This is a genomic window from Candidatus Cloacimonadota bacterium (assembly GCA_012522635.1).
Classification (GTDB): Bacteria; Cloacimonadota; Cloacimonadia; order Cloacimonadales; family Cloacimonadaceae; genus Syntrophosphaera.
Window position 1 is genome coordinate 1 of record JAAYKA010000105.1, and the last position, 22,524, is coordinate 22,524.

The 22,524-nt window shown below is 48.2% G+C and carries 19 protein-coding genes; all 19 read right to left on the bottom strand.

The genetic code is table 11. The annotated features are described in order from the left end of the window. The coding region (locus GX135_05465; protein NLN85533.1) for a hypothetical protein at positions 1-3,871 on the bottom strand (3,871 nt) is incomplete at its 3' end. Positions 3,872-3,881: 10 nt separating this feature from the next. Further along, entirely contained in the window at positions 3,882-5,219 is a 1,338-nt protein-coding gene (ffh, locus tag GX135_05470; protein NLN85534.1) for a signal recognition particle protein, read from the bottom strand. A 226-nt stretch (positions 5,220-5,445) separates the two neighbouring features. Continuing rightward, positions 5,446-6,093, bottom strand: a complete 648-nt coding sequence (gene rpe / locus GX135_05475; GenBank protein NLN85535.1) for a ribulose-phosphate 3-epimerase — start codon at positions 6,091-6,093, stop codon at positions 5,446-5,448. Between the two features lie 2 nt (positions 6,094-6,095). Beyond that, positions 6,096-6,377 (bottom strand): DUF721 domain-containing protein, encoded by a 282-nt coding sequence (locus GX135_05480; protein ID NLN85536.1) that lies wholly within the window; start codon positions 6,375-6,377, stop codon positions 6,096-6,098. A gap of 54 nt (positions 6,378-6,431) precedes the next feature. Continuing rightward, positions 6,432-7,166, bottom strand: a complete 735-nt coding sequence (locus GX135_05485; GenBank protein ID NLN85537.1) for a hypothetical protein — start codon at positions 7,164-7,166, stop codon at positions 6,432-6,434. Between the two features lie 19 nt (positions 7,167-7,185). After that, entirely contained in the window at positions 7,186-7,806 is a 621-nt protein-coding gene (locus GX135_05490; GenBank protein ID NLN85538.1) for a 50S ribosomal protein L9, read from the bottom strand. Then, complete coding sequence (locus GX135_05495) at positions 7,803-8,603, bottom strand: hypothetical protein (GenBank protein ID NLN85539.1); 801 nt, start codon at positions 8,601-8,603, stop codon at positions 7,803-7,805. Before GX135_05495 ends, GX135_05490 begins: the two co-directional genes overlap by 4 nt. 35 nt (positions 8,604-8,638) lie before the next feature. Continuing rightward, complete coding sequence (locus tag GX135_05500; GenBank protein ID NLN85540.1) at positions 8,639-8,875, bottom strand: 30S ribosomal protein S18; 237 nt, start codon at positions 8,873-8,875, stop codon at positions 8,639-8,641. Positions 8,876-8,891: 16 nt separating this feature from the next. Then, positions 8,892-9,338: a single-stranded DNA-binding protein gene (locus GX135_05505; GenBank protein NLN85541.1), complete on the bottom strand. Its 447-nt coding sequence runs from the start codon at positions 9,336-9,338 to the stop codon at positions 8,892-8,894. An 8-nt stretch (positions 9,339-9,346) separates the two neighbouring features. Beyond that, positions 9,347-9,637, bottom strand: a complete 291-nt coding sequence (rpsF, locus tag GX135_05510) for a 30S ribosomal protein S6 (protein NLN85542.1) — start codon at positions 9,635-9,637, stop codon at positions 9,347-9,349. After that, positions 9,621-10,229, bottom strand: a complete 609-nt coding sequence (locus tag GX135_05515) for an aminoacyl-tRNA hydrolase (GenBank protein ID NLN85543.1) — start codon at positions 10,227-10,229, stop codon at positions 9,621-9,623. Before GX135_05515 ends, rpsF begins: the two co-directional genes overlap by 17 nt. Continuing rightward, the gene (locus GX135_05520; protein ID NLN85544.1) at positions 10,229-10,852 is read right to left on the bottom strand and encodes a 50S ribosomal protein L25; all 624 of its coding nucleotides are present in this window, start codon (positions 10,850-10,852) and stop codon (positions 10,229-10,231) included. The genes GX135_05515 and GX135_05520 overlap by 1 nt, the downstream gene beginning before the upstream one ends. Positions 10,853-10,876: 24 nt before the next feature. Further along, entirely contained in the window at positions 10,877-11,821 is a 945-nt protein-coding gene (locus tag GX135_05525) for a ribose-phosphate pyrophosphokinase (GenBank protein NLN85545.1), read from the bottom strand. Further along, positions 11,811-12,647, bottom strand: a complete 837-nt coding sequence (gene ispE, locus GX135_05530) for a 4-(cytidine 5'-diphospho)-2-C-methyl-D-erythritol kinase (GenBank protein ID NLN85546.1) — start codon at positions 12,645-12,647, stop codon at positions 11,811-11,813. Before ispE ends, GX135_05525 begins: the two co-directional genes overlap by 11 nt. Then, positions 12,607-14,898 carry a polysaccharide biosynthesis tyrosine autokinase gene (locus GX135_05535; GenBank protein ID NLN85547.1) on the bottom strand — a complete coding sequence of 764 codons (2,292 nt, stop codon included), beginning with the start codon at positions 14,896-14,898 and terminating at the stop codon, positions 12,607-12,609. Before GX135_05535 ends, ispE begins: the two co-directional genes overlap by 41 nt. An 11-nt stretch (positions 14,899-14,909) precedes the next feature. Continuing rightward, entirely contained in the window at positions 14,910-15,482 is a 573-nt protein-coding gene (locus GX135_05540) for a hypothetical protein (GenBank protein ID NLN85548.1), read from the bottom strand. Positions 15,483-15,681: 199 nt separating this feature from the next. Continuing rightward, on the bottom strand, positions 15,682-16,458 hold the full coding sequence (locus GX135_05545; GenBank protein ID NLN85549.1) for a hypothetical protein: 777 nt from the start codon (positions 16,456-16,458) through the stop codon (positions 15,682-15,684). Positions 16,459-16,467: 9 nt separating this feature from the next. Beyond that, entirely contained in the window at positions 16,468-17,478 is a 1,011-nt protein-coding gene (locus tag GX135_05550) for a hypothetical protein (protein ID NLN85550.1), read from the bottom strand. Positions 17,479-17,488: 10 nt separating this feature from the next. Beyond that, positions 17,489-22,516, bottom strand: coding sequence for a hypothetical protein (locus GX135_05555; protein NLN85551.1), 5,028 nt, complete (start codon positions 22,514-22,516; stop codon positions 17,489-17,491). Positions 22,517-22,524: the final 8 nt, after the last annotated feature.

Genomic DNA, 22,524 nt, shown 5'->3' on the forward strand with positions numbered 1-22,524 from the left:
CAGTCACGTTGAAGCCGATCTTGGTGATCATGGTGGCCCCGACGACGCCGGCAGCGTTCAATTCAGTCTTGGTATATACCGACTGACCGTGCAGGCTTTGATAGTAAACGTTGATGGGGCAGGCGGTGGTGGTGCCTGTGTTTCCAGTTCCGCTTCCGAGGATGACTTCACTGATTTGGTTTGGCGTGGCAGTGGCTGTGTTTGAAGGGTCGGATTCACCAGCCGGGTTGCTGTAGATGGTGGTGACATGGTAGCTGTAGGTGGTGCCATTACTCACGTCAGTGTCGTTGTAGCTGGTGCCGGTCACTGTGGTTAGGGCGCTTCCATCACGATAAATCCTGTAGCTGCTGATGGCGCGGTTTTTTTCACCAAGTTCCGGGGTTTCATCGGCTTCACGTCCCTGCGCGGCGTTCCAGGAAAGCATCACAACGCTGTTGCCGCCATCGGCGACCAGGTTTGTGGGTGCGAACATATTCGGGGTGGCAGTGACTGTGTTTGAAGCGTCGGATTCTTCGCCATCGTAAAGGGCTGTAACCTTGTAATTGTAAGTGGTTCCGTTGCTTACTGCGGTATCGTTGTAGGTGAGGGCTGTAACCGTGGTGAGAGCAGAGTTGTTCCGGTAGATTTTGTATCCGGTAGGAGTTCCACTGGCGGGTGCCTCCCAATTAAGCTTAACGCTGCGATGACTCGCTTCAGCGGTCAGGTTTTGGGGTGGAAGCAGTATTTCCGCGGCGGGGAACAGCTTCAAGCGCAGGTTCGGCAGGTTTGTGGACGCGGTCAGCGAGGTGGGTTGACTGCTGTCATTCCGGTTTTGCCTTGCCCGGTTCTGGCTTGTAGTGGTGTATGTCCAGTAGGGATAGGAATAAGTATAAGATTGATAGTCCTTAACTACCAAAATGGAGAGGTTTGTACCACTGTAGAGAAACATGTTGTCCAAATCAATTTCCATCCAACCGGTGGTGGCATCATTTGGCCAGTTTCCACTGTAAACTTGAGTGTAGCCGGTGAGTGAATAAGTCCCACCGCTCAGGCTGGAATCCGTGGTGTTTTTCATGTAGACCGTGACGGCTTCAATGGGATTGGTGTCCGCACCACTGGCTTTTTGATAGGCCATGGATTTAATGGTGGCGGGGCTGCCAATTTCGGAGGCCAGATAGATGGCTTCGTGAGTGCTATAGTTGTAATAGCGATCCATAGGATAAGTTTGGCTGGAAGTACCGGTGCCAATCACAAGTTCCTGCGGGGCTCCAATTTCCACTTCTTTTATGACGCTGGCATTGTATTGACCGGCGGTGGCGCTGAAATTCAAGGCAGCCAAGGTTCCCTGGGGTACGGAGGAGTTTGCGGAAACCTTGAAAGTAAGGGTTTTTTCGCCGTTGGAAGAAATGGCTGTGAAGCTGTCACTGTTCTCCACAATCGTAATCCCGGACGTGCTGCAGCTCAAGGTTGCCGTTCCGTTTGCGGAAGCTGCGGCACCGGTGTTTTTCAAGATGATGGAAACGTTGACGGTTTCACCCGGATCGAAGACACCGTTGCCATTGCCGCTGATCTCGGTGATGCTCATATCTCCGAATTCGAGGGCAGGAGCGTTGATGGTCTGGGTGAAATTATAAACCCAAGGGTCTTGTCCGCTCATGGTCATGGTGATGGTAAAATTAGCCACAGTGCCATTGGCGATGTTGTTGGCGATTGAGATGCTGTAAGCTTGGGTTTTGGTGACGGAAGCACCGGCTGCCAAGCTGCTGATGCTGTGGGAGTTGCTTGTGATGGTGATGCCGGGAGTGGCGCAGCTTAGAACAGTTGAAACGTTGCTGGCTGCACTGGTGCCGGAATTCTTGAAGGTGACGTTAAACCAACCGTTTTCGTTGTAATCGGGCTGGTTGTTGTTGCTGTCCGCGTAAGTTGCGGTTGTCACTTCCATCCAAGGTCCGGATGCAACTGTTTGTGCAATCGTACCAACGTAGGTCACGCGGTTGTGTGCGGTGGCTGTGATAACATAGTTCAAAGCCCCGGTGGGTGGATTGGAGAGCGTGATGGTGACGCTGCCACTGCTGTTTGTGAAGCCACGGCCGATGATGGTGTTGTTATATGTGATGGCCACCAAAGCGTTGGCAACGCCGGTATTCACTGTCACGGATTGGGTTCCGTTGGCTATGGTGGAAGGATGCGTAACGCTCATGGCGATGGGGGTTTTGGTGCGCGCTGAAAGGCTGGCGTCCCCAAAGATGTTCCAGGTTTTGAACATATTCACGCCGTCTGAGCCGTAGTTATCCATCATGTTACAGGAACCGTTGAAGAAAAGACCGCCAATGGTGTATTTGGATTCACCCACGAGCAGGTCTGTAATCTCGTCCTGACCGCGCATGGGCGATGCCCAGCTTTGGTTGATGGAACTGGCGTACATTGCCACGGATCCGCCATTTGCGTTGCGCTGCCAGGCTTCCGCGAAGCAGGTCTGGGAAACGAAGTTGCCGTTCACGCAAGCCACGGAAACGATAAAGGGAGCCTTGGTTCCATTGCTGAGATTTGTAGCGTTGGTGTTGTTAAAATTCGTGGTGACCCAATAGGTATCGGCACCGTGACCCACGTAGTTGATGAAACCACGTCCAGCATTGACGTTGGTGGTGACAGTGGACGCTGAGGCACCCGGATCATAAACTTGATCCACACTGCTGTAACCATAGTTGAGCAATTTGGTGCGGATGACATTCATGTGTTGGATATCTGTTTCACTGTTATCACCGCCGGATCCACCTTCATCAGAGGCAATTCCCAAGCCTCTACTGAGCCAGGTGTCGGAAGTGGTCACATCTCGTTCGTAAGCAATGGCTTTGTTAATTTGGGCTGTGACTTGCGCTGTGGTTTCAGCAGAAAAACGGCCGATGAAGATATCGGGATAGTTGTCGTTGCCGGCTACCAAAGAGAAGGCAGGGTCGGCACCGCCGCCTCCGCTGGTAAGTGTGGGGATCTGAGGCGCGTCACCCACAATCTGCACATAGGTGAGGCTGTTGTCCGCATTATAACGGTTTTGAATGTAGGTTTGAAGCTGGGCTGCTGTGGTGCCGATGGTGGACCATTCCACCAGTTCGGTGGGCACGCCCTTTTGGATTTTCCAATTCACGTAGGGTTGAATGGTGGTCATGAAATTGCTGTGACAGATGACGAGTAATTTGCCAAAGCTGTCGTTCACTGGAGTGTAGCGATGGCTGTCCCAGTTCAGGAATTGGTTTTCATAGATGGAAACAAAATCACGGGAGATACCATCACGGTTTCTGGTGATGATATTGACGTTATCCGTTCCGGCGCTGTAAACTTTGACTTTGTAGGACGTGTAAACGCGCAGGGTTTGGGTGACGGGGTTGTAGGCAAAAGGTGAGGTTTGCACTGTGATGCCACGATAGTCCCTCAAAATATAGGGTTGGGAAAGCTGCGCCAGGTCACGAGGCCAAAAATCGTCTTTTTCATAGGAATCGCCAAAACTGTAGGGCACAGTGGAGGGATTAATATCGCGTGTGAGCACGCCTTTTGAGGGCGCCACAGGGATTTGGTAATCCTGATACTTGAGATCGAAAACTTCCAGTTTCATAAGGCTGGTATCATCAATGATGATGCTGCGATTGAAGACCGGCAACTGAGGAAATCCTTTTTCCTGGGTGATGCCTTCCTTGGAAAGCGTCACGTGGAACCACTCCTGGCCGGAAATGTTTACGGGGGTCTGTTCAAATCTACCGATTTGATATTGCAAAACAGTTTCGGAGTCAGAAGAGGACAATACGGTTACGGAATTTGTTCCGCTACCAGTGGTGATGACCTGTGCTGTCAAAGCAAATATCGACAACATCAGAATGGTCATTAGAATGAAGCGTTTCATCAATTCTCCTTTATGGCTGATTTGGGGTATTCATCATTTTTTCCAGATCCTTCATGCCTTGGGGGGTGGAAAACTTTTTCATCATTTTTTTCATCTCATCAAATTGGCGGATGAGGCGGTTCACTTCCATCACGGTGCGACCGCTGCCTTTGGCGATGCGAAGGCGTCGGCTTCCATTCAGAATATCCGGTTTTTCGCGTTCCTTATCCGTCATGGATTGGATGATGGCTTCCACGTGCTTGAGCGCATTGTCGTCGATTTTGAGATCGGAGGGAAGCTTGCGTCCCATGCCAGGAATCATCCTCATGATGGATTCCAGGGAACCCATCTTTTTGATGCTCTGAAGCTGTTTTAGGAAGTCGTTGAAAGTAAACTGGTTTTTGAGCATCTTTTTTGCCAGTTTTTCGCTTTCCTTGGCGTCCACAGCTTCCTCCGCTTTTTCGATGAGCGAGAGGACATCGCCCATGCCCAGGATGCGGGATGCCATGCGATCGGGATAAAAAACTTCCAGGTCGCTAACTTTTTCACCCGTGCCCACAAATGCCACAGGCCTTTCGGTGACAGCTTTGATGGAAAGAGCTGCACCGCCGCGGGCGTCACCATCCAGTTTTGTGAGGATGACCGCGTCGAAGGCCAGTTTATCGTGAAACTCCTTTGCCACGTTCACCGCTTCCTGACCCGTCATGGCGTCTGCCACGAAAAAGATGTAATCTGGTTTCACGAAAGCTTTTAGGCGAACCACTTCGTCCATCATTTCTTCGTCGATGTGCAGGCGTCCGGCGGTGTCGAACAGAAGGAGGTTCACCATATCTTTTTGTGCTTGGCGCAGAGCGCTGTCGGCAATTTTAATCACATCCTTGGTGTCTTCGGAAATCACGGGGATATTGATTTGTTTGCCCAGGGTTTGAAGCTGGTCAATCGCGGCGGGGCGGTAAACGTCGCAAGCCACCATCATGGGCTTGATGTTTTTTTTGCGATAATGAAGAGCCAGCTTGGCGCAGGCGGTGGTTTTTCCTGAACCCTGCAAGCCAACCATCATCACCTTGGTGAGGCGATTGTTATATGCTTTCAGCTCAAAATCTTCAGTGTCCATCAGGGCGATGAGCTGTTCGTGGACTATCTTCACCACTTGTTGGCCAGGAGTGAGGGATTTCATCACTTCCTCACCAAGCGCACGTTTTTCCACTTCAGCCACAAAGTTTTTCGCAATGCGGAAGTTCACGTCTGCTTCCAGCAGAGCCATGCGAATTTGGCGCAAAGCTTCCTTTATGTTTTGCTCGGTGAGATAACCTTTGCCGCGAATATTGCGGAATACTTTATCCAGTTTATCAGACAGGCTGTCAAACATTGGGGTTCCCTCCAATTAGTTGTGTGATTTTAATCTGGGTTGTTTTTTCCACCCGGGTCGGAGCCCAAGCACAGGGGATGTTTTTTCCTCGAACTTCCTCAATCGGTTTGGAGATGACTATTTTGTTGGGGTCAAGGGTGGAAAATATTTGGCATTGCAGAATTTGATAGACGTTAAGGAAGGTGGTTTCAGGCCTAAAGTGTTGCCGCATTCTGCGCCAAAATCCTTATTTGCCGCGAAGCTCGCGAATTGCCTGAGGATAATCCGGGCTTTGAAAAATGTGGGAAGCGGAAACGAGGATGTCCGCCCCGGCGGAGATGAGCGCTGAGGAATTTTCAGAATTAACTCCGCCGTCCACCTCAATCAGGGTGGAAAGCTTTGTTTCAACAATACATTCTTTAAGTTGGCGCACTTTTTCCAAAACGAAGGGGATGAATTTTTGTCCGGAAAAACCCGGGTTGACGCTCATGAGTAGAACGTAGTCCAGTTCGGGCAGAATGCACTCCAAAGACGAAATTGGTGCGGCGGGGTTGAGGGCGATGCCAGCTTTCATGCCACGGGCTTTGATGCGCTGGACGAGACGGTGGGCGTGATGGTCGCACTCCATGTGGAAGCTGAGCCAGTTAACTCCCAGATCAGCAAGGGGATCCACATATTCGACGGGATTAGTCACCATGAGATGCGCGTCCAGGGGAAGAGGGGAAAGCTGCCTGATTTTTGCCACCAGCGGCTGGCCAAAGCTGAGATTGGGCACAAAATGGCCATCCATGAGATCCAGATGCAGCATATCCGCGCTGCCAACAGCCTGCAGTTCCCGTTCCAGATTGCCAAAATCGCAAGATAACACCGATGCTGCTATCTGTGTTTTGGGCATGGTCAATTCCTGATTATGAAGATGATCTCTTTGATCTCCTCTGGTATGGTTTGGCGACATTGTTTCAGGATGTCGGCCTTGCGCAGATACAGCTCCTGAAGCCAGGAATTGTTTTGCACGGCAATGTATAACACCGAATCCCGAAAACGCCAGGGATGGGAGCGCGAGGCCAAAAGAGGCCCAACGATATCTTTCCAGGCGCCATACAAACGCATGAAGGGGCGGTATTTTTCACCACCCACCTGCGTGAGCGTTTGGTTTATGAGGCTGGTGAAAGATCTCATGGCCATGTTTCCTCATTCTCCACGCTTCAAAAAGACCGATCCGGCCGAGCCGGATCAGTCTATCTGTATGAATTGGTTTATAGAGAAATAAGCAAAAATCGCTGCAATCAAGGCGGCAAGATATGCCATTGCCAAGGCACTGGATTCGATGCTAGCCGCCACAATCATGATTCCAGGCAAAACTGCCGCCAGGATGGCAAACAAATATCCGAGCGCCACGCTGGCTGTATTTTTGCGATTTCCCAAAATGAGAGCGGCAACGATGAGAGCAATGAAGACCAGGACGCCGGCAACGCTAATCAGGATTGTGCCTGCGTTGAGGTCAAACATTTTGCTGTTGATCAAGATGAGGATGGGAAGCCCGATGGCCAAAATTGCGGACACAGCTCCCACCACAAGTCTGGTTGCAGGGTTGGCTTGGGTCAATTCAAAGTGGCGTTGGCGATTTTTGATGCTCAAAAAGATGAGCGCTAAAATCGCTGAAAACACCGCGAATACAACGATGAACCCCAAAATGCCATGGCGCAGGAATCCCAAGGCAGACACAATGATCACAAAAAGGACCACCACAATGAATTGCACTATGGGATTGGCGCCGGCACCGGATTTTCCCGCCCGTTCGCTTTGTTTGGAATGCTTGTGTAAAAAATACATGATGACACCCACCACCACAACGATGAGGGCCAGGATTCCCAAAGCCGCGAAATTGAATCCGTCAGAATTGGCACTGGCTCCAGTGAGGTCGGCAGTCGTGAGTTCGCCTGTGGCTTGAAGCAAAATGTTCAGCATGGATCTCTCCCGATTTTATTTATAACTCTTGTTCAGGCTGGATTTCAACCTGTTCATTTTCTTGTGTATCGGCCGCTTCTTCGGCGGTCGGCTCTTCCACTTCCGGAGCAGCAGGTTCTTGTTCAGTTTCCGGGGCGGGGGCGGGCTCTTCTTCCACGATGGTTTCAACAACCGCTGGTTCTGAGGGGACTTCGCCGCCTTCTTTTTCCACTGTCACAACAAGCTCAGACATAATCTCCCGGTGAAGACGGATGGGCACCGTGATTTCGCCCAAGTCCTTGATGTGTTTATCAAGCTGGACTGCAGATTTGTGGACTTCGATTCCTTGGGCGGCCAGTTCATTCACAATATCAAGTTCTGAAACGGAGCCGAACATGCTGTCACTTTCGTCAACTTTGCGAGCAAAGACAAGTTTTAGATTCCTAATCTTCCCGTCAAGGATTTTAAGCTCGGCCACAAGCTTGGCTTCTTCTTCGGCAGCTTGGTTTTGGATGGCGCCAAGCTGTTTCATGTTTCGGGGAGTGGCGTAGATGGCCAGATTTCTGGGAATGAGATAGTTGCGGGCAAAACCGCGTTTCACCCGAACGACATCACCTTTATTTCCAAGTTTTTCTATATAGCTTAAGAGGATTACTTTCATGCGTGATTTCCTTTAATTCTTAGTTTTCTAAGGTCGAGCCAAGTGTCGGCAAAGCCGATTAACGCGACCAATATGATGTTTATTAGTGCAAGCAGAACCACCAGCAGGGTGAGCAAAATGTTTGTTGACTCACGAGCGAACCAGTGGAGCAGAACACCGATACCTTGCAAAAATGGCAACCAAAGCAGAGCCACCAGAGTGTTTAACAAAAGCCCGCGCAGCTGTGGGGCAAAATACAGCGGTAAAACCGCCAGCACCAACAGATTGTAATACGCGGGAAGCATCATTCGCCTGAGGGGATATCTGCTGCCCAAAAAGCGCAAATGGATCAAATATCCCAAGGTCAGGGCCGAGAGCTGGCTCACCGTCCAACTGGATGGCAGCAGGACTCTGGTGAACTCGAAGCTTTGTCTGGCTTGCTCGGTTTGCAAAAGCTGGGGCAGATAGTTTTCCATTTCCGCGATTGCCTGGGTGTAAGCAGCGCTGATCTGGGGTTCGAATACAAAAAACCTCAATGCTCCATAAACAATGATCAACAGAGAGGCGTGAGTGAAAGCCACCACTGGCTTGCCCTGGCGCAACAGACTCCCAATATACACCAAAGCCGCCAAACCCGCACCAAAAAAGGCGTCTGAGGCTAAAAGCAGCATCTGGGGCTCCCGCAGCGTGAAAAGCGCGGACAAGAGGGGGAAAACCAGCCAGAGCAGGGCACGGTTCAAAGGCTTGCCTTGAGTTTTTATCATTTGTATATGGAGCCCGGAAAGCATCAGCAAGATGCCCAAAAAAGGGCTCATCATTGCCAATGCTCCCAGCAGCAGGTCGAAAAACGGCACTAGTCTATTACGTAGGGTAGCAGCGCCATTTGCCTGGCACGCTTTATCTCCGTGGTGAGCTTGCGCTGATGTTTTGCGCAGGTACCTGTCATGCGGGCGGGATCAATCTTGCCCACGTCTGAAACGAACTGACGCAGGGTGTCCAGATTTTTATAATCAATTACCAATTCTTTGTTTGCGCAAAAGCGGCAATATTTCTTACGGCTGTATCTTCTTCTTCTGTCTGAAAAGTTCATTTATTGTATCTCCTGGTTAGAATGGAACATCATCGTTTGTGGCTTCTTCACTCGGTTTAGCTGAACCGGTGGGTTCGGGAGGAAGGGGTGGCTCTTCATTTGGCGCTTCACCACGATCGGGCCATTCCAAGGCTTGGATGTTTTCGGCTACTATCTCGAAAACTTTGCGATTGATATTATTGGAATCCACATAGCTGCGGGTTTCAATCCTGCCTTCCACCAAAACCGCGGAACCTTTTCGGGCGTTTTTTGCGACGTATTCTGCTTGGTAGGTCCAAGCAACCACATCGATGAAGGATGTGACGCTTTGCCATTCACCGGCTTCATCTCTGTATCTTTTGTCCACGGCAATGCTGAAATTTATCACGGCGGTGCCGTTTGGTGTGTATTTCAGTTCAAGATCACGGGTGATACGTCCCACGATGAAAGCTTTGTTGAGACGGGGTAGTTTCAGGTCTGCCATTTTTCCTCCTACTTTTCCTTTGCCACAAACATGTGTCGAATCACATGTTCATTGATATTAAGCTGTTGCTTGATGCCTTTCACCGCGGCAGGATCCATGTTGAGGTAGTTCACAAAATAGTGGGCCTCGGTGATTTTCTCGATCGGATAGGCCAGCATTCTTTTTCCCCAAGGGTCGGTTTTGATGATTTCGCCACCTGTTTCCTTGATGAGGGAAAGGATGCTTTCATTTTGGGCGGAGGCTTCGTCTTCACCCAGCTTTGGTGAAAGTATCACCATCAGTTCATAGTTTCTTTCCATTGTCATTCTCCTTTGGACTTTTGTTTCCGGTTTCGATGTCACCGGAACAGGATTTTTTCCAGACGCTGTAAGCATTCAGCAAACTGCTGAAATCGCTATTTATATATACGTCCATAAATTCACAAGTTTGTTCCAGCACGGGCTGCAGCTTTTGCAATTCCTCACTGGAAAAGTTTTCCAAAACGTAATCCCGCGGGTCACTGTTGTCGCGGTCAATCCCAATACGGATGCGCTTAATCTGGTCCGCGGGTAAAACCCCCAAAAGGGATCTGATGCCGTTATGACCACCATCACCGCCGCCCGCGCGAATACGAATCACGCCCAGGGGCAGTTCCAAATCGTCATAAATGGCTAAAATCTGGGATGGTTTCCAGCGCCGCAGTGCTTCATCCAGTGCCAGCCCGGAGCGGTTCATCCAAGTGTTTGGTTTAATCAAGCAAGAACCCTTGTGGAGCAGGAAATCAAAAAGGTTTTCATGCCGAAACTTCAGGCCACGTTTGGCAGCCCAGGCGTCCAGGCACATAAAACCCGCATTGTGGCGTGATAACTGATATTTCTCGCCAATGTTTCCCAGCCCCAGAATCAGCTTCACTATTCAGTTGTTTCTTCCTGGGTTTTGGGAGCAGCTTCTTCGTCTTCAGTTTCAGGAACTTCTTCCTCTTCCTCTGCTCGTTTTGCATGCACCACCAAAAGAGGCTGGTCGTCGCTATCTTTGTATAACCATTTTCCCTGGGGCAGGTCTTTAACCTGACGGGAATCGCCAATATGCAATTCCGAGATATCCAAAACCAGCTCTCGGGGCACATCTTTTGGTTTGCAAGTGATTTTGACGGTTCTTTGAAGTATATCCACAAAACCGCCTTCTTTTTCACCGGCTGCCTCACCTTCAAACTGGATGGGGATTTCGAATTCCATCTCGGCACCTTCATCCACCACGAAAAAGTCCAGATGCAAAATCTGGCGAGTGACAGGGTGTACCAGTTTATCTTTCAGGATGCAGTGGTGTTTTTGGCCTTCCAGCTCGATTTCGTAGAAAGCAAGTTCGGTGAAGCTCTTTTTGTAGTAGTTCAAAAAAGTGCGTCCATCCACGCTAATGGGAGTGGAATCCAAGGATTTTCCATAGATCACGGCGGGAATACCGCCTCCGCTGCGCAGGACGTTCAAATCGCTTTTTTTGGATGGTGTTCGTTTTTGTGCTTCAAGGTTAAATGTCATTTGTATTCCTCCAGTCTTCGCGCCCTATTCAAAAAGAACGCTCAAAGACTCCTCTTTATGTATATTTGTAATTGCTTTTGCCAGCATTTCGGCAATTGAAAGCTGGGTAATCTTTTTGCATGCAGCCGCCTGGGGTGAAAGCGGAATCGTGTTCGAGATAAAAAGCTGTTCTATGGGTGAAGCCTCAAGGTCTTTCACGGCTGAACCAGAAAGGACTCCGTGGGTGCAGGCAGCATATACTTTTTTAACACCGTGGGAAACCAAAACACCGGCAATCCGAATGAGGCTGCCACCGGTGTCGATTATGTCGTCATACAGGATTGCGGTTTTGCCTTGCACATCGCCGATGATATTGAGCAGGATCGATTTGTCAATATTTCCAATCCGGCGTTTATCTCCAATTGCCAGCCCACAATCCAACCTCTTGGCCAAGGCTCTGGCACGGTTTGCACCGCCAGAATCAGGAGAAACCACCACGGGATTTTCCAAATCCATTGCCGCGAAATGACGCGCAAAACCGGGAATGGCGTAGAGATGGTCAACAGGGATATTGAAAAAGCCTTGGATCTGCTCTGCGTGGAGGTCAACTGTGACAACCCGATCCGCACCAGCTGTGGAAAGAAGATCAGCCGTCAGTTTTGCAGTAATGGGCACGCGAGGTTGGTCTTTTTTATCTGAACGCGCGTAGGCATAATAGGGGATAACGCAATTTATCCGTTCTGCCGAAGCGCGACGCAGGGCGTCGATCATAATCAGCAGTTCCATGAGGTTATCATTTACGGGACGGCAGGTGGGTTGGATGATAAACACATCGGCGCCACGGACGTTATCATTGATTTTCACAAAGCTTTCATCATTTGAAAACTTAAAAACATCAACATCACAAAGTGGAATTTGCGCGAAGGCCGAGATCTCCTCCGCGAGCGGAAGATTAGCCCGGCCGGAAATCAAAATAAGTTTAGACTTCAAAATGGCTCTCTTCTCTGGATATGCTACGCACTATATATGACGAGTATCCTTTCACGTCAAAATAGTCTTTGCCAGCCTTCAGCAGGGTGGCATCCTCATAAATCCCAAAACAAGTGGGACCGCTGCCGCTCATCATAGCGACTTTGGCACCAGTTTCGGTCAATTCTTCAAGCAAACGGTCAACGACCGGATATGTCTGCCTGACAACGTGTTCCAGGCGGTTATAAAAACCTGCTGTACCTGCGGCGGGGTTCCATTGTCTTCTGTCGAAATAATCAAATTGCGACAGCAGTCCGTAGGCCTTGGAGCTGGAAATGCCAATGCCGGGATTCACCAAAAGCAGGTCTAAAGCAACAAATGGCATTGGCTCAACCTTTTCTCCTCTGTGAGTGCCCCAGGCACATCCACCGTGGAGAAAAAAGGGTATATCGCTTCCAAATTCTGCGGCAATCCGCTCCATTTCGTCAAGACGTAAGTTCAAGTTCCAAAGAGAGTTCAGCGCCCGAATCGTTGTGGCCGCGTTACTGCTGCCACCGCCAAGGCCTGCTGCCAATGGAATGTTTTTTTCCAAGCTTATCATCACTCCCATTTGAGGCTTGAACCTTTTGCGCAGATTATCTGCAACCCTGAACACTAAGTTATTTTCAACTGTCAATTCAGGCAAGTTTGACCATAATTCCACAGTCGGGCTTTTTGTCAAAACAAATTTAAGCGTATCATACAGAGAGACACTGCAGAGCAGTGTCTCAATTTGGTGATAATTGTCTGGAAGCTTTCCCAGAACCTCAAGAAACAGATTTATTTTTGCGTAGGAGTTTAGCCACACCTTTTTTCTGTTTCTGGGGGATATCGTCTCCATAGTAGTAGTAGTAATAATAGTAGTAATAATAGTAGTTCTGTTTGCTGTAATACTTTTGGACATACACGCCGTTGACGATGATGCCGTCGATAATGGCGTCAATGTTGGCCATCAATTCCTTGGTTCTCTTAATGATACCTTTTTCCGTGAAGCCACAGCGCACCACAACGAAAGTTAGGTCAACTTTTTTGGTCAGGATGAGAGCGTCGGTAACCGCGATGATGGGTGGTGTGTCGAACAACACGAAGTCATAACGATTGCGAAGCTCTTCCATGAGGTCATCGGTGCGGGTTGAAGAGATTAATTCCGAAGGGTTTGGGGGAATGAATCCGCTGGTTATTACATCCAGGTTTGGTATGCCGGAAGCTTTCACCACCTGCTCCAAAGGAACGTCGGTATCGATTAAATAGTCGCTGAGCCCGTTTTCTTTTTCCACTCCAAATTTGTTGTGGACCATGGGGCGACGCATATCCATATCCACCAGAACCACCTTGGCGTTCATCTGGGAAAGCGTGATGGCAAGGTTCACCACAGTTGTGGATTTACCTTCCTTGGGGCCGGAAGATGTGACCAAAAGTGTGGTGCTTCCGGTGGGTTTTTTGGCCAAAATGTTTGTTCGCAGGGTGCGATAGGATTCGGCAATTGGAGATTTGGGCGCATAATGTGAAACCAGTTGCATCATCACATAATGCAGGGATTTGCTGAGCTGTTCCTTGTTTTCGCCTTCGGCTTGTTCGATCAGGCTGTTGAATTCCATGATCTTGGATTCAGATTCCTGGATCACAGGGATGGTGCCCATAATTGGCAAGCGCACATAGTTTTCCATGTCTTCCAACGTGCGCAATTTGGTGTCCAGAGAGTGGACCAAAAAGGCTGCGCCAACACCCAGGCCCAAGCCAAGGATGATGCCCACAAGTATATTCATCGGAACGCGGGGCTTGATCGGATTTCCGGGCATTTCAGCATAGTCTAAAACCCGAATGTTACCAATTTTCGCCTGTTCGGCAATGCGGGCATCCTCATATTTCTCCATCATGATGCCATAGATTTTTTCGTCCAAGCTCATGCTGCGCAGCAGTCTCGCATATTCCAATTCCTTGTCCGGCAGTGTGATGAGGCGATCATCGAAGATGGCTTTGGTTTGTTCGAGCCCATTAACCAGAGTGCGGGTCATTTCCAAATCCACTTCAGCCTGAACGATTTTCATCAGCAGATCATTGCGAGCAGAGAGTGGATCTTTGCTAAGAGAGATGGTGATAAACTTGTTTATCTCATTATCCAAAGTTTCTTTTGTTTTGCCCAGTTCACTGGTTAAAAGCTTCATTTGAGGATGGTTTTCGGAGTAGTTTTCGTTGGTTTTGAGCCGCGCGATGGTGGATTGTATTTCAATGACCTGCTTGCGTAATTCCTCAATGTAGGGTGCCTGCAACACGTTTTCCACTCTGGTCAAAATTTCGTCCTGATCCTGCATCTGGCTATGGAGTACTTCCAAGGTTTTCACCTTGACAGCTTGGTCAGTGAGAGCTTTTTCATATTGTGCTTCGACATCAGAGGATTGGTCAATCCATTTTTTTGTGGTTGCGGATATCTCCACCAGCCTGTTTTCATTTTTAAAGTTTCGAAGGTCGTCTTCCGATATTTGCAGACGGCGGGATATCTGGTCCAACTGTTCACCCAAAAATTCACGGATAGTGGTAAACTCCAGCCTGGCCATTTGGGTGTTTTGCTGCTGAACGGCGTCCGCAATGGCGTTAACGGCCGCCATGGCCTCACCCCGGTTTGTTGATTCAAAAGAAAGTCTGAGTATATCGGTATCACGTTTTGATTCAATCTGGATGCGTCTCAATGCGCCGGCTGGATAGGAAGTGCCGCTGATGGGATAGGATTCCCAGTCCGGGCTTTTTTTCATGATTTCATAGGCAGCGTTGAGAATGGGGCGGCTGCGCATCAGTTCGATCTGGTTGTTAATATAGTTTTTTCCACTGCTCGATCCCGTCATCATGAAAATATCGGCGCCGGTATTTTGGTTTTCCAAAAGCAGCCTTCCAGAGGCTGAATAGATTTTCGGTTGCCTGAGAGTATAGATCATGGTTGCGGCAAGGGTCACCACAAATATCAAAATGATGAGATAGCGATATTGGAGCAATATCCGCAGATAATCTGTGAGTTTTATCTCTTCGCTTTGGGGGATCTCAACAGGTTGGTTGTTTTGTTCCATTACTTGCCACCTTATAAACTTGTGATCATTTTATAAAAACTGAGGGCAATCGCTGCCTTGGAAAGGAAATCTGCAACCTTGCTGAAAGCGTAGAAAATGGTCCCCGAAACCACAATTGTATCTCCAGGCTGCAAGCGTAGGTCATAGACCGTGTTTTCGGTTTCCTCCCCGGTTAGCTCGTCCATAACTCGGGTTGTGTTTTTTTTTGTGGCCAAATACTGATCATCTGCCGTTTCCATATATTTCTTAAAATTTATCCAGATGATTTCCGCGTCTGCTTCTTCGCCTGTTGCTTGTTTAGCGGGGCGAATAAGGCGAATTTTCGTGAGTTTGGCATCTTCCGCCGGTCCACCAGCCAAAGCCAGAAGTGTGATGAAATCCGTATCATCTGGCACAAGATAGAGGCCTGGCTTGTGCACGCGCCCCAATACATATACATTCATTTTCAGCTTTTGCACTCCGCTGCGGCTTCCTTCGTAGGAATAAGCAGAGGTGGGGCTCAATGATGTGGCCATATTGTCTGTCTGGGCAAACAATAACAGCGTCGCACACAATATGCTTAAAGTAATCAGGAATTTTTTCAAGATATCCTCAATGTTCCAATTTTAGTTAGTTTCTTCAATGTTCGATTTACGTCAAGATAAATTTTCTTCGTGCCTCGTTTGCAGGGTTGGAAACTATCCAAACCTAAGGAAACCGAAGCATTGTAAAAACTTGTTTTCATGCAGCAAAGGTCGATTTACTACACACTTGTAATCACATGATTTAAGCTTGGGACAAATTTTACTGGATATGCACAACGCGTTCATACGATTCTGAACCCATGTATGCTTGCATTTCTTCATCCCAATCGAAGGAATCCACTCTCCAGCGCAAACTTCGTCCTGAATATTGAGAAACCAGGTTGGCAGGCATGCTGATGGTGGGGTAGGGATCATCATCTCCTTCAAAGGCCACGACAAGGTCTTCATGCCATACATATTCATAGTTTTCATCAAAAAGAATGAGCCTGAATTTGCCCACCACTCCGCTTCGTATCCATTGGAATTTGGCATTAGATTGAGAGATGGTTGCGCCATTTTCTGGTGATAGCAGAATGCTTTTTGCCAATAGCGCGTAGGATGTGGTATCTGACCGGGATGAATTACCTGCCAAATCCACCAAATCGATGAAATATGAATACCACACTCTTTCAATGAGGTTGTTGTCTGTGTCCAGATAGTAGTCTGCTGTTGCAGAAATGGAGTCAATCAAGGCTGGTTCTGGGTTAAAATTGTTGAAACGCCAGATTTTCACGTGGCTAAGATCGGTATCTTTGAATGGATCCCAACTTACCCGAATCCAGTTTCCATCAGGAACTGTGTCTATTCCATTATTATCTTCGTTCAGAAACACAGTTTGTCCCTGGTAAATCACAGGTGGGTCACCAGTATCACCCAAATGAGGTGTCAGCACGGGTGGAATTGGAGGTGTGGTGTCTTTGTCGTCATCATCTTTACCAGCACAGGCTGCCAGAAACAGGATGCCGGCAAGAAGCAGAATAATGCTTATTTTTTTCATCTTTTCTCCCTAAAAACTGATCCTTAAACCAATCCGGTTTGTGATTCCAATCTGATTTGTCACCAGGGCATAGTCAATCCCGACGCCATAAACATTCACGGAAGCACCAAAGGAGAGATTTTTATCATAATATCCGCCTCGGATTGCGCCCAGGTCTTTATACGAAATTTGCGCGCCATAGTGGCTGCAGCCTTCATAAACATAATCGTAATCGTACGCCAACAAAACTTCGGAATCCAAGGCTGGTATGGGTTGGCTCACCGCCACACCCAGTTTGGTGTTGAAAAGCACTTTGTCTCTGTGTTCAGAATAAGTGTCCCAGCTGATGTCCGTACCGGCAATATCTTGAAAGTTTAGGCCAAAATCCAATTTTCCCAGCGCTTCCCAATCAAAAAGCACTCCCAGATCCGTATTCAGTTTCATGCCAAAATCGATGCCGGTTCCTGTGCCCTGATTGTCCATCAGGCTTCGTTTGATGAATTTCACATTACCACCCAGATAGAAATCCAAGGGTAACGCGAAAAAAAGCCAACCCATGTTCAGATCGTAGTGCAGATGTTTGGCAAAGGAAAACTGATAAAGGTCATCCACAGATTTGAAACTTCCGTCTGGCGTTCCTGGTAACTGGAGTGCAGAGTTGTTGATGCGTTCATCAACATTTGTTCCCACCAGATATGTTTCTGAAAACACAGGGATATCCGAGACGGTGAGACGGGTCAGGTTTATCCCGATGGTCACATCGCTTGGAAGGGGTTGACAATAGGTGACATGGTCATAAGATGCCAATCCCGAATATAAAAAAGCATGCATCGCAGAGATCTCGGGTTTTTTGATCTGGGAAATGCCGGCTGGATTCCAATACATCGCGCTACCGTCATCAGCGATAGAACTGAAAGCGCCTCCCATTCCCAGGGCGCGCACACCGGCGCCAATCATCATAAAATCTCCCGCATAGCGGCCTGCAGCCAGTGTGGCGGCTGCAAAAACCATCAGTATAATCATCAAAATCCTGTTTTTCATGCTGATACCTCTATTTCAGGATTGCCATTTTCATTGTTTTTTCAATTTTTTGGCTGTCTTTTTTGGCCGTGATCCGCCAAAAATAGGTGCCGTTTGCAAGATACATTCCTTCCTCATCTTTGCAATCCCAGCCATGAAGCGTTCTGGGATATTCGTGGTAGCCCACACCGTTGGGAAGATTCTGGAAATGTTTCACCAACCTTCCGGATAGGGTGTAAACCTTGATGGAAACCTCATCGGCATCATCAGTCAATGTGTATGTGAAACGGGTGCGCCCATCATTTTTGGGGTCCATGGCGCGGCCGAGTACAGGGTTGGGATAGTTTGCCACATTTAAGAGGTCAAAGCTCTCGCTCACAGTGAATTGCATCTCACGGGTGTTGTAGTTTCCGTTCACGTCTTTGCAGTCAACCACCAAGCTGTATAAACCCTTGGGAAGGTTAAGCTGATATTTCAGCGGGACTCGGTTCACGTTGTCTGTCCGCACTGTAACCACATAGTCCGAAGGTGAAACCAGGTTGCCATTCAGGAAAAGTTTGAGACTGCCGTCGTAAACATCGATGCCATTAGCATCACTGAGGATGAGTGAAATCACCCCTTTGCCAGAAACATGTCCACCCAGAGTAAATTCCTGATCCTGAACGTTGACATCGATTGCGGGGCGCACACGGTCCCGGTTTCGATAGATGGTATAGATACCCTGGCTGGAAACCTCGAAGACCACCTTATTTTCAGTGGAGGAAATATTTCCACCCTGCAGCATCCATTTGTTTACACGGGCATCCCAACGGTAGATTTTATAAGAATTCTCAGATTCCAGGTTCTGCGTGTCGGCGTCAAAAGCGCTGTAGAAAAAGCTAAGCTGGATCTGATGGTTATTGATAAAAGTATCGGTGGAATCCACCAAAGCGGGGTTGAGCGTTTTAATCTCGTAAGCGTTGGATTCTGGAAAGTTTGGGTTTGTATCGAAGCTGCGAAGTTTAATGGAGGAAATATCGGGTTGGTTTTGCGCTTCGAGTGCGCCAACACTGCTGATATTAAAGATAGCGCTTTGACCTGTTGGAACCAGGTTTGGAGGGATTTGGCAACTCAGATTGCCATCCAAACTTGCAATGGTGGCTCCCTCAGGTCCTGTTTCGAGATAATTATAATCCGCTGTCAGCGAGATGGTGTTGCTGAGGTCAAAATTGTCGCTGTCTGTGGCAGGATTATCCTGCTGGTGCCATTCTGGGAAGACCCAAGACGTATTCACTTTTGCCAGGAAAGTATAGCTTCCGGGGCTCAAACCATCCAAGGAAATGCTTTCCCAGCGTTCCTGTGTCACTTCCAGCGGGTCACAAACCTGTTCGGCAAAAAGGTTTTGTGAACCTCCGGATGGCTGCACAAAGAGCACGAGGTCAGTGGAAATGGAGGCAGCGTCTCCGTTATTTGCAATCAATACCCTGATTTCACGCGTATCATCGCTGCATTCCAGCTTGATATCTTTCATGGCGAGGTCTGGGCCGCGGGTCACGTAGCTTCGGTTTATGGATTCCACCGTTCCGGATTCGGTTGTGACACTATATTTGTAGGTGATTTCCGTGCCGGTAGTGATGGGTGGGACAGGCTGGCTGGTGATGTATGTTCCAGCATCCGAAGGGTTTGGAGCCATGGCCAAGGTTGCCCAACTGCTGGAGGAACCCACCTTGTATTTACAGCTCATAGCCACAATTTCTTCGTTTGCGAAAGGTTTGGCAACAAAATGTACGGAATCATTCCAGGCTGGGCTGTGAGGCTGGGTGGAAATATGTTCCACCGCGGCACGGCCAACGCCAAACTGGCTGCGTCCCACATATTCGTTTGTAGAGGAGTAACCAGCCACGTAAATCTCGCGCGTGTAGGGCGGGTTGACATTTGTTGGGATAACATAGTTGGCGGAAAATTCACCGTTAATCACTGGTAAGTCATAGGGAATATTGACAGTTATTTCATTTGTATTTTGGATGTATAACCTTGCTGCCACCACGTCTGAAGGAAATTGCGCATTCACATAAAGTGTGTCGCCTGGCATTAAAACATGGTTTTGTGCACTCACAGGGATCTCACCTATGGGTTTGAGTGTTTTAATCAAAGGATCACCCAGCAACGCGGCTGCATTCATCAAAGAGTAACGTGCTGAGGGGAGGGTGGTGGTTACATAAAACCTACTCAAAGCATATTGATAAGCCTCTCCCAAGGTGTTAAAATCGTGTTTGAAAAGTGCCTCGCTGAACGCCAGACCCCAATCCAGATCCTGATACATTAAACCGAGACCACTGAAGCCCAGGGTGGCAATGGCGCCTTTTCCAGGCTGCATCACCAGAGCTTCACTTATACTGTTAATGCCATTTGTATCGAAAGCTGAAGCATAGCAAGCCAGACTCACAACGATGGGATAAACTTGATTGTTCAATGTTGCCACGTCGTTAAAGTTGAAGAGGTTGTAGTCTGCCCAGATCTGGGATCCACCGTGACCGATGAAATGCAGATATTGGGTTCCAGAGTTGATGGCATCCTTCAGGTTGAACGTTCCGCCAAAATATTGGTTGCTGACAGTTTGGGTGGAAGTATAAACCCTGGTGGCACGGTAATCCATAGGCATGGTCCGTCTGCGGATTATCTCGGATTGTTGCGCAAATATGTCGGTTGCATCATCAAGTTTACCACCGGTAGCGATGGTTAAATGGCTATTCCAGAGTCTGTTTGTGAGAAGATTGTTGCGATAGTCCCAGGCTTTTTGGGCAAAATTCATTATATGCTCAGGTTTCCAAGCGTTGATGCGGGATACAGCTATATCTGGAACCAGGTCATCACCAACGATGGTGGCATACCAGCCATCGCTGGCTGTGGCACCGTGTTGACTGGTCCAAGTCATTTTGATTGGCACCAAGGCATAGATTCGAGCCGGGCTGTTATCCCGCTCATCATTTGTACCTTCGCCCAAAAGAACCACATGGCTCAACTGTGGTGAACTCCAATTATTGTAAGCATATTTAAAGAACTCTTTGAGGCTTTCCGCGCTGCGGATGCCGTGATTGAATTCATCGAAAATATCTTGGTAATCCACTCTGGCAACAGTGTGTCCATCCGCTTCCCAAACAGACGTAAGCAGGTCTGCACCTTCGGAATAGATGAAATCCCGTCTGCCCACCATAATCACATTTGCCGCGTTGTTTGGGTTTTTCAAGTCTGAAGGAAGGTTTAAGCGCATTCCCTTCGGGCTGAGCTTCTGGTTTTCGGTAACTGCGTAATACTGCACTTCAGTGGAAGCCACACTGTCCTGGATGCTAACCGTCCAGGGCGCAAAGCCTTCCACGCTGAAAGGTTCGATTTGGCAATTGTTGAAAATGCTTGAACCGATTTTATATACCGAGATGTTTTCATTGCTAAAACCCTCAATTTCAAATTGATACAACCCTGCCGGCCTGTTTGAGGGTTTGGTGAATTTGATTTTGTCTTCGCTGGTGCGATATTCACGCCAATATTTCAGTTCCAGCCAGTCCAAAAGAACCTGCTCGTTATTATGGGAAACCGTATTCCCGGAAAGACTGATATACATATGGTTTGTGCCGTGGCGGAAATATGAGTTTGCCACAGGACCGGCGTTTTCAAAGATTTTTTCGGTTTGACCAATCCAAGTTTGGGTGTTAATCATGGCTTCGTTAATTCGCACAGTGGCTTCGTGGTCATATTGTCCCGCACCCACTGATGTGGAGTAGGTGAGCCCATAAAGTGCCACCTTCACTTCAGCGGTTCTCACGACGCTGTATTTTGGATATTGCAGTTCAAATGGAATAATATCCAGATCCGGGGCGCTTATTTTGCGCCAAAACCAATAGTCTTCCTTGTAAAAATCCGGATTTTGTGATGTCCAGGAATTACCCAGTTTGTCCATGATTAATTGTTCTTCAAAATGGACAGTGTGCTCGTAGGCTTCGGGAACAATATATTGAGCCGAGTTGGAAACCAATAAACCACCATTTTCCACTGCCAACCTTGCTCCCAAGCTGCCCTTGTAATATAGCGTGTAAACGTTTTCCTCAGTATAATCGTCGTAATAACTGGTTTCGCCGTAGTTTCTGTCTCCAAAAAATTCGAAATAGTCTCCCGGATCAAAACTGCCATCTTTTTCACCTTCGAAATGGATGGGAACGGCTCCATATCTGTCTTTCAGTTCCAAATATCTTGGATCAACGCTTTCGGGAAGCCAAGCCATTTCCACATCCAGGGAATCCGCCATTGTCAGAATAAAATCATTCAACTCCTCATAGGTAACTTTGTAAATCCCTTCTTTATCTGCCAGAATTTGGATCTCATTCACTTGGGAAGTCCCATTTTTCGGAGATTCATAAGTGAGGTCACGCTGTTTTGGCAGGCGCCAGCTTTTGGAACTCGCGTTATTCAAAAACAGGTGATCCGCGATGTTGTCCACCGGGTTTTCACTGTATTGCCAGCCCGGAGTGGCACTTTTATTGCCGTAAATCTGCACCCGGATTGTGAAGCTGTTGTTTACCACCAGCTCTTTGCTGGCAGCCCGATATTGGAACGGATAGAAGCGTAAAGGTATGAAACGACGATCCCCAACGAAGGCGGCTTCATCACTTTCAACAATGTTTGCGGGCCAGGACTGCGCGTTTCGATAGGCTCGAATATCCTGGAAAAACTGATGTTCCACATCCTCATTTTCCACGGTCATTTTATAGATGGGCTTGAGATTGATGTTTCTCAGAATGCTGCTTTGCACGTCCAAAACTTGGAAACTGATATCACCATCCACAGGAATGGCAATCGCCTCGCTGAACACTCGCAATTCGGGAAATCCTTCAATGGCGTGGATGCTGCCCTCATCGGTATCAATCACGTTCCATGTAGTGCCTTCCAGCATTTCGTAACCGATTTGATACTCAGGCAAGGTGAATTGTAGAACCAATTCATCGGGACTTTGGCTGATGACGCTTATCTGCGCTCCCAAAAATACCAGCGGGAGCAACAGCAAGCCCAAAACAATGCTGAACCTCATTTAGTCTC